Source organism: uncultured Aurantimicrobium sp., from assembly GCF_936931525.1.
Classification (GTDB): domain Bacteria; phylum Actinomycetota; class Actinomycetes; order Actinomycetales; family Microbacteriaceae; genus Aurantimicrobium.
In genome coordinates this window covers 1-14,679 of the sequence record NZ_CAKZII010000145.1, presented here as the reverse complement: position 1 = coordinate 14,679, position 14,679 = coordinate 1, and the positions used below count along the sequence as shown (strand labels likewise).

Below are 14,679 nucleotides of genomic sequence, written 5' to 3'. Positions count from 1 at the left end.
ATTTTGGGCGAAGACGGCACCGTCATTGACCTCAAGGGTGGCATTGCCCGTGTCGTGGGTCAGCTTGATATCGGCTATGTCTATGTAGACGGCTCCAGCGTCGGTGAGATTACGGATAACGATCTGAAGGATCGCCGCATCCTTGCTGAAGAGGGCTTCATCTCGATCATCGTGGTCGTTGATCCTGCCACCGGCAAGATCATCGTCGGACCAGAGATTCACGCAAAGGGTTTCGCAGAAGATGATGCTGTGTTTGATGACATCAAGCCAGCCATTGCTAAGGCATTGCAGGAGGCGGCTCACAACGGTGTTCGTGACGCACATTCCTTACAGCAGGTCATTCGTCGCACAGTTGGGCAGTGGGTTTCTAAGAGCTACCGTCGCCGCCCGATGATTATTCCTCTGGTCATCGAAGCCTAAATTCATCGAATAAGTAGTCGACGCGTGTCGATGATTTCGTTTAGGCTATGCATGTGACCTCGATGAAGAAGCCTAAACAAGCCACCCGCGCAGATGTTGCGCGCATGGCTGGCGTTTCCGAGAGCACAGTGAGCTATGCCCTCACCGGCGTTCGCCCCATTAGTGACGATACGCGTGAGCGTATTGAAGATGCCATGAAGACTTTGGGCTATGTTCCCAACGCCATGGCACAAGCTTTGGCGAGCAAAAAGTCAGGATTGCTTGCCCTGTTGTTCCCCGTGGGGGAGCGCGGCTTTGGCGAGACCGACTTCGAGTATGTGCAGGCAGCAACCGAAGCGGCAGCCGAAGATGGTTACCAATTATTGTTGTGGCCCAACGCTGTTGAAGATACAGCTTCGCTAAAGAAGATTGTGGCGCAAGGCCTCGTCGAGGGTGTTCTCTTGATGGAGGTCAGGTCTCACGACCCTCGCGTTGAAGTGTTGCTAGAAAGCGGTACTCCGTTCTGCCTCATCGGTCGAACCGATGATTCCCAAGACTTGACCTACGTCGATGCGGACTTCTCGCAATGGGGTCCTATGGCAATTCACCACCTGGTGGATCTGGGGCACACCAATATCGGCGTTATCTCAATGCGTGATGAGTTGGTTGAGGCTGGCTACGGTCCAGTTGTTCGAACAGAGAAGCCGCTGATTGAGGTTGCCAACCGCTCTGGCGTGAAGCTCACCATCAAGCACCCCAAGCCCACCATTCGTTCCGGACGACAGGCATTTGAAGAATTACTTCAGGAGCAACCTGACATCACGGCAATCATCGGCTTCAACGAACCTGCCTTTATTGGTGCTCTCGAAGTCGCGGGTGCCAGGGGGATGAGCATTCCTGGTGATCTTTCGGTTCTTAGCTTTGGACTTTCTGACGAAGCGGCAAATATGACTGTCCCTGCTCAGACCACGATCAACGTTGATGGCCCCGAGTTGGGCCGAATGGCTGTGCAGTACCTCATTGCCCGGCTCAATGGTGACAAGAAGTCTGTGCTGCAAAATCTCACCCAGCCACAATTCTTTGATCGGGGCAGTACTGGCCCTGCCCCGCAATTACGCGGGTAAGGGAACAAATTACCCCTTGAATCACGATTCGGTTACGAAAATACGAAACGGCGTTTCTGGGGTAGACATTGCCCTCAACCTTTAGGTAGATTTCTCTTTATCGACGCGCGTCGACGATGCGCGTCAACCTGGAAGCACCAAAGAAGTTGCGTGGCCAAATTGGTCACCACTGAGAAAGGTAATTACTAATGAAGGTAAGCAAGCGCGGTCTCCGCGTCGCCGCAGCTGTTGCTGCAGGTGCGCTCACCCTCGGCACCCTCTCGGGTTGTGCCGCTGGTGGTAACGACAGCAAGACATTCAACGTATGGTGGTACTCCGGTGAAGACACCGCTCAGTACATCGCATGGACCGAGGCTCTCGATGAGTTCAAGGCTGCACACCCTGACGTAACCGTTAACTTCGAGTTCAAGACCTGGGAACAGATCGAGAAGTCGGGTAACTCCATCCTCGACTCCGACAAGGCACCTGACCTTTCCGAGTGGAACAAGGGTAACGGTACCGCTGGTGCAGCTTCACAGGCTGGTCTGCTCCTCAACCTCGAGGACTACGCAGCTCAGTACGGCTGGACTGACCTCCTCCCCGCATCTGCACAGCAGGTTGGACGCTACACCGACGGCCTCATGGGTAACGGAGACCTCTACGGTGTTCCTACCTACGGTGAGTACGTAGGTTGGTTCTACAACGCTGACGTTCTTTCCGCTAACGGAATCGACGCAACCGCTCTCAAGAGCCAGGCTGACCTCGAAGCTGCATTCGCAACCCTCACTGCTGCAGGAATCACTCCTATCGCAGCAGCTGACTACATGCTCGTGCACCTCGCATACAACCTGACCCTGAACAAGGCTGACAACGACTGGGTAAACGCTTACCAGTTCTTCGATGGAGAAACTGACTTCAACGACGCAGCTTTCACTCAGGCATCTGAGCAGATCCAGAGCTGGACCCAGAAGGGTTACATCGCAGCTAGCGCTTCCGGTGCAACCGCTGACGACGCAGTCGCAGCATTCACCAGCGGTACCTCTCCATTCATGCCTGGTGGTACCTGGCTTGATGGAACCGTTGCTGGTGCAGCTAAGTTCACCTGGGGCAAGATCCTCAACCCAGGTAACGCTGTATCGACCGGTTCTGCTGGAAACATCTGGGTTATCCCTGCAAAGGGTAAGAACCCTGACCTCGCAGCTGAGTTCATTAACTTGACTCTGCAGGCAAAGGCACAGAACACCATGGCTGCAAACGGTGGTCTTCCACTGCTCGCAACCGAGCTCGGTGACAACGCAACTACTGCAATCACCCTGCCTCTCTTCCAGCAGCTCGTTGCTGACAACGGTCTCGGTTTCTACCCTGACTGGCCCGTATCCGGTTACTACGACATCCTCAAGGCTGCCGTAATCGACCTCGTAGCAGGTAACACCACTCCTGCTGAGTACCGCGAGGCAATCGGTTCGTACTACGAAGAGAACAAGCCATAACCAGTCGTCGATGAGGCTTTAGCCTCACCACACTGAAAGGCAACAATCCGGTGCGGTGTCCTCCGCGGCACCGCACCGGATTTCTCTTTCTTGCGGGCGTCTTTTCGTCTCGCTAGTCTCTTGAGACATCGAGGAGATTCTCCTCACACATCCCTCCACCTTGAACTTTCTGACAACGAGGTCATCATGACTGCACTTACTTCGGACAAAGTCCGCAAGAAGTACAAAAACTCAAACGGCGTTTACTGGCCTTACATGGTTCCAGGACTCATCGCCTTCACTTTGATCGTGATTGTTTCCTTCGTTTGGAACATCTACCTCTCCTTCACGAAGTGGAATGGCCTCGGCGCTCCTAAATGGATCGGCTTCGATAACTACGCCAAGCTCATGGTCGATGAGACCTTTTGGCAGTCTTTCCTTCACTCAATTGTCTTCATCTTCGCTATGGCGATTGTCCCCACCGCGCTGGGTCTGATTATTGCCTCCGCACTTTTTGACTACGTGTCACCACGATTTGGAAACGCAACCTCGGCAGCATCTCGCGCAGGTTTCTTCCTCCCTCAGATCATCCCTATTCCCATTGCAGGTTTGCTCTGGACCTGGATGCTTTCTTCACAGACCGGTATCGTCAACAAGGTTCTGACCGACTGGGGACACCCTGAATGGGCACAGAACTGGCTGGGTGACGCCAAGTGGGCCATGTTCTCCGTAACTATCGTCCTGATTTGGATTCAGGTCGGTTACACCATCGTGATCTTCATGTCTGGTCTTGCCCGTGCTGACCAGTCAGTTCACGAGGCTGCAGCTATCGATGGCGCTACATGGTTCCAGCGCTTCCGCATCATCACCTTGAACCAGCTCGCCCCTGAAATTGCAGTGGTATTGCTGACAACGACAGTGGCGGCTCTAAAGGTATTCGCTCCGGTCTATGTCATGACACAAGGTGGTCCAGGTACGGCAACAACAGTTCCTGCGTACTACTCCTACTTCAACTTCATTCAGACCAGCAAGGTCGGTTACGGTGCCGCTATTTCCACTGTGCTCGCCATCCTGCTGATCATTATGTCGTTGGTCATTTTCCGTTACCAGAACAAGCAGGGGGAAAACCGATGAGCACCGCAATCATGGTTGAAAACACCCTCAACCCCGAGTCTCGCAAAGCGCAAAAAGTCAGCAAAAAGGGTAAGGGTGGCTTTAACAAGCGCACTCCTGTTTCCTGGCTCGTCGTAGCTTTCATGATTGCCAGCGCACTGGCATGGATTTCTCCGCTGTACTTGGCCTTTGTTAACTCGGTCAAGACTCCCGAGGAATACACCACAACTGGCCCTCTTACTCTGCCCAGCGAAATCAGCTTTGAAGGAATCATTCACTTCTGGGAGAAGGCAGACTTCTCACTGAAGCTCTGGAACTCTTTCCAAATCAGCTTCTGGGTAGCGATCTTGGGTGTGGCGCTGAGCTTCTTCACCGCTTATGCCATCGGTATTGGTCGTGTTCGTGGTCGCTTCTGGATTCTGGGTCTGTTCCTTGTTGCGTTCACCATTCCTGGTGAAGCACTGATGTACCCACTCCTGCGCATGGCAAAGATGGTTGGTCTCTATGACAACATCTGGGCACTGATCATCATCTTTGCGGTGTTACAGAGCGCCTTTGGTACATACCTGGTGTCATCGGTTATGTCTGACTTCCCCATGGAACTGCTTGAAGCAGCTCGTATTGACGGTGCAGGTAGTTGGCGTTTGCTCAAGGACATCGTGTTCCCGCTGGTCCGCCCCACGCTGACTGTTCTGATGGTGTTCTTCTTCATCTGGACATGGAACGAATTCCTTCTACCGCTGGTTATGTTGCCGTCGAATGACAGCCAAACCGTGGCGTTGTCTATGGGGCTGGCATCTGGTCAGTACACCAGTGACCCCACCACTCAGGCGGCTGCAGCCTTGGTTGGTATCTTGCCAACCCTGCTGTTCTTCCTGATCTTCCAGCGCACACTCCTCAAGGGTGTCACGATGGGTTCGGTCAAGTAATACCTCGGGGTTGTGGGGGAGTTATTGCCCTCACAACCCCACCTTTTTACCTCACAATCGACGCGCGTCGATGAACAGGAAATCTGTTCGAAAGAAACAACACGTAGCATCACAGAAACAAACGAAAGTTGAGTGACATGTCTGAATCAGTATTTCTCTCCGGAGATGAAAACTGGTGGCGCCAAGCAGTTGTGTACCAGGTGTACCCACGCTCGTTCAAGGACTCCAATGGTGATGGCCTGGGCGACATCAAGGGAATTACCTCCAAGGTTGATTACCTTTCAGAACTTGGCGTAGATGCGATCTGGCTCAGCCCCTTCTATCCCTCTGCGCTGGCAGATGGTGGTTACGACGTTGCTGACTACCGCGACGTAGATCCCAAGCTCGGTACTTTGGCAGATTTTGATGAGATGCTTGCCGTCTACCATGCCAAGGGAATCAGAGTCTTTGTTGACATCGTTCCTAATCACTCCTCTGATCTCCACGAGTGGTTCCAGGAAGCGCTGAAAGCTGAGCCAGGATCCGCAGCACGTGATCGCTACATCTTCCGTGACGGCAAGGGCGAGAATGGCGAACTACCTCCCAACAACTGGCCCTCACACTTTGGGCCAACCGGATGGACTCGTACCACCAACGCTGATGGCACCCCCGGTCAGTGGTACCTGCACCTGTTCGCTCCAGAGCAGCCTGACTTCAACTGGGACAACGAAGATGTCATCGAAGACTTCAAAAAGACTCTTCGTTTCTGGTCTGACCGCGGCGTAGACGGGTTCCGCATCGACGTGGCACACGCCATGAAGAAGGATATGTCGGAGCCATACCCCGAAATCAAGAACTACGACATGGAAAACATTCCTCTCGATGGTTCGCACCACCTCTTCGACCGCGATGATGTGATGGAGATTTACAAGGGGTGGCGAGAAATCTTCAACTCCTACAACCCACCTCGCGTTGCGGTTGCTGAAGCCTGGGTTCCAGCAGAACGCCGTCCTCGGTATGCAAGTCCTGAAACTCTGGGGCAGGCATTCAACTTCGATCTCTTGAGTGCCTCTTGGTCTGCCAAGAAGTTCAAGAAGACGATCGAGTTCAACATTGATTTGTCGGAGAAGTCCGGCTCTTCTTCAACGTGGGTTCTGTCGAACCACGATGTGATCCGCCACGCCACGCGTTATGGCCTACCCAAGAAGACCAACTTTGAAAAGTGGGTCATGACAGATGGAACTAGTCCTGAGCTAGACCGCGAAAAGGGACAAACACGTGCTCGTGCGGCAACAATGTTGCTACTTGCACTTCCCGGTAGCACCTACCTGTACCAAGGTGAAGAACTTGGCCTCTTTGAAGTAGCTGACCTGCCCGGACAGGTGCTTCAGGATCCTATGTGGCTTCGTGATGGAATGACACGTAAGGGACGTGACGGTTGCCGTGTTCCATTACCGTGGGAGAAGACAGGTTCTTCCTTTGGTTTCGGAACTGGTTCAGCTCACCTTCCACAGCCAACCTGGTTTGCCGGTCACTCGGTTGAGTTTGAGGAAACTCAGGAAGATTCAACTCTCAAGCTCTACCGCGCTGCCCTCAAGCTCCGTAAGGAATTGCTGTCTACCGAGTCACTTCAGTTTGTGGACAGCAAGCGCAAGGTTGTGCACTTCGTTCGTGAAAACGGATGGCACAGCATTACAAACTTCGGGAAGAAGCCAGTGGCCCTTCCTGCAGGCACGGTTCGACTCACAAGTGCTCCATTGGTGGACGGCAAGCTTCCGGGCAACGCCACCGCGTGGATCACGCAATAGGGGTTCCCTCCCTCCGTTTGAATGCCCTGCAGCCTTGAGGCTGCAGGGCATTCTTATATCTGAACACTCGCCTGTAATCCCGCGGAAAGTCAGTCCTCTCGCGTAACTTTGAGGCATGGCTTCAGGCTCTAATTCGCGTTCCCGCTCGACCGGTGGATCGCGTTCGCGTACCTCCAGCTCGAAGTCAACCAAGTCTTCTCCCAATACCCGCTCGGCTTCCTCCAACGGCGGAAGTAAATACACCGGCATCGCGTGGTTATGGATGACTCTCGCGCACATCACCGGTGGCGCTGCGCGCATGTTGGGCCCCGAAAAATTTGCCAAGGATGAACGCCGAGATGGTGTTCCCTTCACGCTGGTACTTCTCGCAATAGCTGGGGCAATTACTCAGTGGTTCCTGCCCAACAACGAGATTGCTCAGACCATCAATGACTGGACAATCGGTGGTCTCTTTGGGCGCATCGCCTATGGCCTTCCCGTTGTCATGCTGTTGATGGCAATTTGGCTGTTCCGTCACCCCAGTTCGGTCAATGACAATAACCGCATTGGTGTGGGCATCACGCTGCTGCTCATGGCAGCTGCAGGTCTCGCTCAGGTCTTTGGGGGACAGCCTGACCCCTCTGCTGGGCCTGCAGCCCTCGCAGATGCTGGTGGTCTACTCGGTTGGATTCTGGCAAGTCCGCTGTCGACCGTGATTTCTTCTGTCGGTGCCGTCATCGTGATGATTGTGCTGATTGCACTTTCTCTGCTCATCATCACCAAGACCCCGCCGAACCGTATCGGGGCACGCTTCCGTGAACTTTATGAATATCTATTCGGTGCACACTCCGAAGTAGAAGCGAATCAGACCGGCAAGATTGAAATTCTTGACCTGGATCCAGTCGAAGCTTCTTCCTTGCCGTGGTGGCGCCGCAACAACAGCCGCCGTGAAACCGAAGCTGCGTTTGATTCGCCAGTCATTACAGATCCTGCAGCCAACGCAGTGGACCTTGCGGCAACGCGTGAGATGACCGACCTCGACATCATCGAAGAGCTTGCCAACGCTGAAGAAGCAGTGCGTGTCTTCCACACGGGCGAAGTCGTTACTGATGCCTCTGCTGTTGCTGCTCAAGATAATGTGTCAACCGCACCGGTTGCCGTTGTTGTTCCGACAGCAGAAGCTGCTGGCGTTGATGAAGCAGTTGTCGCTGCACCGCCTGCTCCCAAGGGCCCAGCCGCGATTTATCGCCTTCCACCAGCGAATGCGCTGGCCCAAGGCGCTCCTGCCAAGACTCGTTCTGCAGCAAATGATGAAGCTGTTCGAGCCATCACTGAAGTACTCAAGCAATTCGCTGTTGATGCCACCGTGACCGGCTTTAGCCGCGGCCCTACTGTGACTCGCTACGAAATTGAACTTGGCCCTGGTGTGAAGGTCGAGCGCGTCACCGCGTTGTCCAAGAATCTTTCCTACGCTGTTGCATCAAATGAAGTTCGTATTCTTTCCCCGATTCCGGGCAAGAGCGCCATTGGTATCGAGATTCCCAACACAGACCGTGAAATCGTCACCCTTGGTGATGTTTTGCGCTCGAACGCGTCCACCTCGAGTGAACACCCCATGACCATTGGTGTGGGTAAAGATGTTGAGGGTGGCTTCGTTGTTGCCAACCTCGCCAAGATGCCTCACCTTTTGGTTGCGGGTTCAACCGGCTCAGGTAAGTCCAGCTTTGTGAACTCGATGATCACGAGCATCTTGATGCGCTCGACCCCTGCTGAAGTACGCATGGTTTTGGTTGACCCGAAGCGCGTCGAGCTTGCTCCCTATGCCGGTGTTCCTCACCTGATTACGCCCATCATTACCAACCCCAAAAAGGCTGCGGAAGCTTTGCAGTGGGTTGTTAAAGAGATGGACATGCGTTACGACGACTTGGCCAGCTTCGGTTTCCGCCACATCGATGACTTCAACCGTGCTGTGGTCAATAACGACATCACCCTGCCGCCAGACAGCAAACGTGAACTTCGTCCCTACCCGTATCTCCTCGTGGTGGTGGATGAGCTCGCAGACCTCATGATGGTTGCCCCTCGAGACGTGGAAGACTCTGTCGTCCGTATCACGCAGCTTGCACGAGCATCGGGCATTCACCTCGTGCTGGCAACTCAGCGCCCCTCTGTGGATGTTGTGACCGGTTTGATCAAGGCCAACGTTCCCTCTCGTCTGGCTTTCGCTGTGACCAGCGTCACCGACTCTCGAGTTATCTTGGACCAGCCCGGCGCTGACAAGCTCATTGGTCAGGGTGACGCTCTGTTCCTGCCCATGGGTGCAAACAAGCCGATTCGTGTCCAGGGTGCCTGGGTTTCTGAAGAAGAGATTCACAAGGTTGTGACTCACGTCACTCGTCAGGCACGTCCCGAATACCGTCAGGACGTCGCAGTAGCCGCAGAGCGCAAAGAGATTGATGCAGACATCGGGGATGACCTGGATGTGCTGCTTCAAGCCGTTGAGCTTGTTGTGTCCACGCAGTTCGGTTCAACCTCTATGCTTCAACGCAAGCTTCGTGTGGGCTTTGCCAAGGCGGGTCGCTTGATGGATCTCATGGAGAGTCGCGATATTGTCGGCCCCTCTGAGGGATCCAAAGCTCGTGATGTCCTTGTTTCTCAGGAGCAGCTGCCTGAGGTCCTAGCAAAACTCAAAGGCGATGTTGTAGCCGCCCCGGTCGCTCCTGCAGTCATTCCTGCGGGAGATCCGTATGCCAATGACCCTGTTGCTGAGATGTCCGCGGGTCTTGAAGAAATAGACGGTGACGAAGGCGGCGAAGATGCCTGGAACCTCACCGGTCGCGACTAACGTGAGTGTCATGAAGCACGTTCCCAACACCATCACGATTGTCCGGATCTTCTTTGCACCGGTCTTTATCTGGATGCTGTTGACGGCTGGAGATGACCTCACATCACCACTTCGTTGGTGGGGTGCCGGATTATTTGTTGTCGGCATGGCAACAGACGGCATCGATGGCTACCTAGCCCGCAAATATAACGTTGTCAGTGACTTTGGCAAGATACTTGACCCCATCGCAGACAAGGTTCTCACTGGCGGTGCATTGATTACTCTGTCCATCCTGGGGGAGTTGCCATGGTGGGTAACTGGACTGATACTCCTTCGTGAAGTGGGCATCACAGTATTCCGCTTTGCAGTGCTCAGTGATCGTGTTATCCCCGCTTCCCGCGGCGGAAAGATCAAGACCGTCATGCAGTTCGTGGCGATCACCTTTGCGTTGCTCCCCATGCAATCAGTCATGGGAGACGCGGCCAACATCATCAACGTTGTTCTGATGTCAGCAGCGACCATCATCACGGTCTGGACGGGAATTGACTACCTGCTCGATGCCTGGCGTCAGAACAAGAAACCCACGTCTAAGTAATTGGTGTCTACTGTGACCGTTGAGCTGATTGAACGCCTTACACACAGAGGACTCACGGTTGCTGTTGCTGAATCGTTGACCGGTGGCCTCCTGTGCGCAGCATTGACAGAAGTTCCCGGTGCCTCGGCAGTGGTGCGAGGGGGAGTTGTGGCTTATGCCACTGACCTCAAGGCTTCTTTATTAGGTGTCTCTGAAGAACTACTTGCGACACATGGTGCTGTGGATGCGGATGTCGCTCTTCAGATGGCAACCGGCGTTGCATCGCAATTGGGTGCCGATATTGGCCTCTCCACCACCGGTGTTGCTGGACCAGAACCGCAGGATGGAAAAGCGGTAGGAACGGTTTTCATTGCCTGCGCATGGGGAGAAAAGCACTCCGTTGAAGAGCTTTCGCTCTCTGGAACCCGTAATGAGATCCGTTCATTGACGGTCCACGCAGCCCTAAGAATGCTTGCTTCAGTCGTTTCTTGAGGTGTTGTGAAACATTCTGGGAATAAAACTGTCGTAACCTAAGTTGATACAAGCAGACTCACATCTGGTTTTCAGGTTTCTGGAGCTAGCATGGGGTTATAAATGTAGAGGAACCTTGAGGGTTCATAAGCGTAGGGAGGCACCATGATTCTTGTACGACAGGAAATCGGCGATGTTCTGCGCGACTACCGCCTGCAGAAAGGTCGCACGCTGCGACAGGTTGCAAGCAAGGCCAGCGTGGCACTCGGTTACTTGAGCGAGGTAGAACGTGGTCAAAAGGAAGCAAGCTCAGAAATTCTTGCTGCCGTAGCAGATGCTCTGGATACCCCCATCTCGCAGATTATGCGTGAAGTAGGGGACCGTCTTGCTGTGATTGAAGGAATCGATCCCATTCGTGCGATTCCCGACACTGTTCCTGACGAGTTCGTCAACGACTTCGCTGCAACTCGCTAGAAGCGCTCGTGCGCCTCAGCGAATTTTGGCGTGCCGTCTCGGACGAGTTCGGTGAGGCATATGGCCGTGTCTTGGTCAATGATTTAGTTCTGTCCGAATTGGGTTCGGTGACTTCTGCTGAAGCCTTGCGGAAGGGAATTCCTGCGCGCAACGTCTGGCTTGCCCTTGTTAAAGCGGTCGATGTACCTGAGTCCCGTTGGTATGGCGTCGGCCTCCCGGAGCCCAAGAAGTAATTTCCAACACGCCGACATTTGTTCGAATATGTATTCGAAAACGGCTAGTCTCCTACACATGCACTTGTTTGCACGTGTTATCCACGGAGGATCTCCTCTGACAGTGAATGTCAGTGGCTCCTCCTACGGTGAAACTCGTCCACATAGGAGCATGCGCCTTGTCGTAAGCGCCCCGCAGCGCCCGTCCCGCCTTCACCGGCCGGTCGGTAGCGGAGGAGTAGCACGGCAGCCGATAGGCGAATCACCCTCGATAAGTAAAGGAGACGGCCATGGCATCTGCCGCTGACCGCGAAAAAGCACTAGAAACAGCACTAGCCCAGATCGACCGCCAGTTTGGTAAGGGTTCCGTCATGCGCCTGGGAAGCGACGAGCGCGCTCCCGTCGAGGTGATTCCGACCGGCTCCATCGCATTGGATGTTGCTCTCGGCATTGGCGGACTTCCCCGTGGCCGCATCGTAGAAATCTACGGTCCTGAGTCCTCGGGTAAGACCACACTGACACTTCACGCAATCGCAAACGCACAGAAAGCCGGCGGAATCGCTGCTTTCATTGATGCGGAGCACGCACTTGACCCTGAATACGCGAAGAAGCTGGGCGTTGACATTGATGCGCTCTTGGTTTCTCAGCCCGATACTGGTGAGCAGGCTCTGGAAATTGCAGACATGCTGGTGCGCTCGGGATCTATCGACCTCATCGTCATTGACTCTGTTGCCGCTCTTGTGCCCCGCGCTGAAATCGAAGGTGAAATGGGCGACACTCACGTCGGTCTCCAAGCCCGTCTGATGTCACAAGCACTGCGTAAGCTCACTGGTGGTCTCAACTCCACCAACACCACCATGATCTTTATCAACCAGCTCCGTGAGAAGATCGGTGTCTTCTTCGGAAGTCCAGAGACCACCTCTGGCGGTAAGGCTCTGAAGTTCTACGCTTCGGTACGTCTCGACATCCGCCGTATTGAGACTCTCAAGGACGGTACTGACGCAGTGGGTAACCGTACCCGCGTCAAAGTCGTCAAGAACAAGATGGCGCCACCCTTCAAGCAAGCAGAGTTCGACATCCTCTACGGAATCGGTATCTCGCGTGAAGGTAGCCTCATCGACTTCGGCGTCGATCACGGCATCGTCAAGAAGTCCGGTGCCTGGTACACCTACGAAGCTGATCAGCTCGGTCAGGGTAAGGAGAACTCACGAAACTTCCTCCTCCAGAACCCTGCTGTTGCGCTGGAGATTGAGCAGAAGATTCTGGCCAAGCTCGGTGTTGGTGCTGCAGCTGCTGAAGCCGCTGCTATCGAAGCTGCTGCAACTGCAGTTGAGGTTGAACCTGACTTCGACGCAGTTGAAGAGGTTCGTAAGGAAGCTTGAGTCTCGTGACGAACGTCACCTTTCTGCCCTGGGTAGACCCAGAAAGCAGTCCCATCGCTGCCTCGCCTGAAATATCAGGCGAGGCAGTAGGGGATGCTGCTGATGTACCTGCAGGTGTTCAACGTCTGAGTCGCGTCATGTTTACCGAAGTCGAAGAAGACGCCGCTGAAGAAGAATCTGTTGCGGCATTCGATCTCGATGCTCTTGAGCAAACACTTCTGCGCAAGCTCCACACCCATGACATGTCTGTCCATGAGGTGATGACCTGGTTGCGTTCAAAGGATGCCGCTGAGGGTGATGCAGCTGAGCTCGTGGCAAAGTTTGAGCGACTCAACTACCTCAACGACGAACGTTTGGCGAAAGAGCTGGTTTCTCGTCTGAGTGAGCGAAAAGGCAAGAGTAAAAGTGTTATTTCGCGGGAATTACGCCAGCGTGGTATTTCTTCTTTTGCCGTAGATGCCGCGTTAGAAGCCATCGATGACGATGATGAACTCGCCAAAGCAACCGAACTCGCACTGCAACGGGTCAGGCAGTTCAGCAAATTAGATCAGGCGACCGCAGAACGTCGTCTAGTGGGTTTTCTCAGTCGTCGTGGGTATTCGGGTCAAACTGTCCGCGAGGCGTGCAGAGAGGCGCTAGCTTCGAGGAATTAGGCTGTGTTCGTGCTCAACGACATACTTAACAGCCCTTACGCAATCGCAGCTGCCTTGGTGGTCATCATTGCGTACATCACCTGGGGCTATCGCCGCAGAAAGTAGTGCACCCACATGTTTGAAACAGAACCAGCTGAAGAGTCAAAACCAGCAAAACCGTTGACGGAAAAGCAGATTGCTGCCCGGGCCCGCACCAAGAAGTTCAATGTTGTTGCTGTCATCATTTGTGCAAGCTTGTGCATGATTCTCGGTGTCATTTCAGCGGTGCTTCCCACTGGTGTCTCCACACCTTGGATGTTCGCCAGTTATGCCGCTGGATATATCGGAGTGCTGTGGGCTCTTGCTGGCCTGTGGTCCCATTACATGGGTCCCAACGCACCGAAATAACCTGTGCCTCCTGGCGCGTAAACTTATGGGGTTATGAACAAACCCAGTGAAGCACCGACCCTCATCCCCGTCTCTGACGCGGCTCTGGATGACAACGGGCGTCAGCGTACCTATGAAGTGCGCACATTCGGTTGCCAAATGAACGTTCACGATAGTGAGCGCTTGGCCGGCGCCATGGAAGCTGCTGGGTATGTGAAGTTTGAGTTCGCTGCCGAGGCAGAACAAGACCCAGACATGAAGCGCAGTGCAAGTTCTGCTCAACCAGATGTTGTTGTCATCAACACCTGCGCTGTTCGCGAGAACGCTGACAACAAGCTCTACGGCAACCTTGGTCACCTCGCACGTGTCAAAGAGAAGCACAAAGGACTCCAGATTGCAGTGGGGGGATGCTTGGCCCAAAAAGACCAGGCTCTTTTGCTCAAGAAAGCACCTTGGGTTGACGTTGTGTTTGGAACGCACAACATGGGTTCATTACCCAGCCTTCTCGAACGTTCGCGTCACAATCACAAGGCAGAGATTGAGATTCTCGAATCTCTGGAAACCTTCCCCTCCACTCTTCCCACCAAGCGTGATTCCACCTATTCAGGGTGGGTATCCATCTCGGTCGGTTGCAATAACACCTGCACATTTTGTATCGTGCCTAGCTTGCGCGGTAAAGAACGCGATCGCCGCCCAGGTGAAGTTCTCAACGAGGTCAAGGCTCTGGTCGACCAGGGGGCAATTGAAGTCACTTTGTTAGGTCAGAACGTCAACACCTACGGTGTTGAATTTGGCGACAAGGGCGCATTTGCCAAGCTACTTCGTGCATGCGGTGAGATAGAGGGGCTGGAGCGCGTACGCTTCACCAGCCCACACCCTGCTGCTTTCACCGATGACGTGATTGCTGCCATGGCAGAGACTCCTAACGTCATGCCTCAACTGCATAT

General features: G+C 54.0%; 14 protein-coding genes and 1 pseudogene. All 15 read left to right on the top strand.

Annotated elements, in window-relative coordinates; all coding sequences use genetic code 11:
* Positions 1 to 420 (top strand): annotated as a pseudogene (locus Q0362_RS07095) (RNase J family beta-CASP ribonuclease); the annotation flags it as partial.
* Positions 421 to 482: 62 nt separating this feature from the next.
* The gene (locus Q0362_RS07090) at positions 483 to 1,523 is read left to right on the top strand and encodes a LacI family DNA-binding transcriptional regulator (RefSeq protein ID WP_298121842.1); all 1,041 of its coding nucleotides are present in this window, start codon (positions 483 to 485) and stop codon (positions 1,521 to 1,523) included.
* Positions 1,524 to 1,711: 188 nt separating this feature from the next.
* Positions 1,712 to 2,992, top strand: coding sequence for an ABC transporter substrate-binding protein (locus Q0362_RS07085; RefSeq protein ID WP_298121838.1), 1,281 nt, complete (start codon positions 1,712 to 1,714; stop codon positions 2,990 to 2,992).
* A 186-nt stretch (positions 2,993 to 3,178) separates the two neighbouring features.
* Positions 3,179 to 4,105 (top strand): carbohydrate ABC transporter permease, encoded by a 927-nt coding sequence (locus Q0362_RS07080; protein WP_298121836.1) that lies wholly within the window; start codon positions 3,179 to 3,181, stop codon positions 4,103 to 4,105.
* Entirely contained in the window at positions 4,102 to 5,013 is a 912-nt protein-coding gene (locus Q0362_RS07075; RefSeq protein ID WP_298121834.1) for a carbohydrate ABC transporter permease, read from the top strand. The genes Q0362_RS07080 and Q0362_RS07075 overlap by 4 nt, the downstream gene beginning before the upstream one ends.
* Positions 5,014 to 5,150: 137 nt before the next feature.
* Positions 5,151 to 6,800 carry a glycoside hydrolase family 13 protein gene (locus Q0362_RS07070; RefSeq protein WP_298121831.1) on the top strand — a complete coding sequence of 550 codons (1,650 nt, stop codon included), beginning with the start codon at positions 5,151 to 5,153 and terminating at the stop codon, positions 6,798 to 6,800.
* A gap of 115 nt (positions 6,801 to 6,915) precedes the next feature.
* Positions 6,916 to 9,621 (top strand): DNA translocase FtsK, encoded by a 2,706-nt coding sequence (locus tag Q0362_RS07065; protein WP_298121828.1) that lies wholly within the window; start codon positions 6,916 to 6,918, stop codon positions 9,619 to 9,621.
* On the top strand, positions 9,593 to 10,195 hold the full coding sequence (gene pgsA, locus Q0362_RS07060) for a CDP-diacylglycerol--glycerol-3-phosphate 3-phosphatidyltransferase (protein WP_298121825.1): 603 nt from the start codon (positions 9,593 to 9,595) through the stop codon (positions 10,193 to 10,195). The genes Q0362_RS07065 and pgsA overlap by 29 nt, the downstream gene beginning before the upstream one ends.
* A 3-nt stretch (positions 10,196 to 10,198) precedes the next feature.
* Positions 10,199 to 10,666: a CinA family protein gene (locus Q0362_RS07055; protein ID WP_298121820.1), complete on the top strand. Its 468-nt coding sequence runs from the start codon at positions 10,199 to 10,201 to the stop codon at positions 10,664 to 10,666.
* A gap of 144 nt (positions 10,667 to 10,810) precedes the next feature.
* Positions 10,811 to 11,119, top strand: a complete 309-nt coding sequence (locus tag Q0362_RS07050; RefSeq protein ID WP_280794843.1) for a helix-turn-helix transcriptional regulator — start codon at positions 10,811 to 10,813, stop codon at positions 11,117 to 11,119.
* Positions 11,120 to 11,127: 8 nt separating this feature from the next.
* Complete coding sequence (locus tag Q0362_RS07045; protein ID WP_277494439.1) at positions 11,128 to 11,352, top strand: DUF3046 domain-containing protein; 225 nt, start codon at positions 11,128 to 11,130, stop codon at positions 11,350 to 11,352.
* 269 nt (positions 11,353 to 11,621) lie between these two features.
* Positions 11,622 to 12,713 carry a recombinase RecA gene (gene recA / locus Q0362_RS07040; protein WP_298121810.1) on the top strand — a complete coding sequence of 364 codons (1,092 nt, stop codon included), beginning with the start codon at positions 11,622 to 11,624 and terminating at the stop codon, positions 12,711 to 12,713.
* 5 nt (positions 12,714 to 12,718) lie between these two features.
* Positions 12,719 to 13,366 carry a regulatory protein RecX gene (locus tag Q0362_RS07035; RefSeq protein ID WP_298121807.1) on the top strand — a complete coding sequence of 216 codons (648 nt, stop codon included), beginning with the start codon at positions 12,719 to 12,721 and terminating at the stop codon, positions 13,364 to 13,366.
* 114 nt (positions 13,367 to 13,480) lie between these two features.
* Complete coding sequence (locus Q0362_RS07030; protein ID WP_298121804.1) at positions 13,481 to 13,753, top strand: hypothetical protein; 273 nt, start codon at positions 13,481 to 13,483, stop codon at positions 13,751 to 13,753.
* A 33-nt stretch (positions 13,754 to 13,786) separates the two neighbouring features.
* Positions 13,787 to 14,679: MiaB/RimO family radical SAM methylthiotransferase (locus tag Q0362_RS07025; RefSeq protein WP_298121800.1), on the top strand; the 893-nt coding region annotated here is incomplete at its 3' end.

Coding starts and splice junctions, on each gene's coding strand:
- Q0362_RS07090 (WP_298121842.1), top strand. CDS start 483: ATGAAGAAGCCTAAACAAGCCACCCGCGCAGATGTTGCGCGCATGGCT.
- Q0362_RS07085 (WP_298121838.1), top strand. CDS start 1,712: ATGAAGGTAAGCAAGCGCGGTCTCCGCGTCGCCGCAGCTGTTGCTGCA.
- Q0362_RS07080 (WP_298121836.1), top strand. CDS start 3,179: ATGACTGCACTTACTTCGGACAAAGTCCGCAAGAAGTACAAAAACTCA.
- Q0362_RS07075 (WP_298121834.1), top strand. CDS start 4,102: ATGAGCACCGCAATCATGGTTGAAAACACCCTCAACCCCGAGTCTCGC.
- Q0362_RS07070 (WP_298121831.1), top strand. CDS start 5,151: ATGTCTGAATCAGTATTTCTCTCCGGAGATGAAAACTGGTGGCGCCAA.
- Q0362_RS07065 (WP_298121828.1), top strand. CDS start 6,916: ATGGCTTCAGGCTCTAATTCGCGTTCCCGCTCGACCGGTGGATCGCGT.
- pgsA (WP_298121825.1), top strand. CDS start 9,593: ATGCCTGGAACCTCACCGGTCGCGACTAACGTGAGTGTCATGAAGCAC.
- Q0362_RS07050 (WP_280794843.1), top strand. CDS start 10,811: ATGATTCTTGTACGACAGGAAATCGGCGATGTTCTGCGCGACTACCGC.
- recA (WP_298121810.1), top strand. CDS start 11,622: ATGGCATCTGCCGCTGACCGCGAAAAAGCACTAGAAACAGCACTAGCC.
- Q0362_RS07030 (WP_298121804.1), top strand. CDS start 13,481: ATGTTTGAAACAGAACCAGCTGAAGAGTCAAAACCAGCAAAACCGTTG.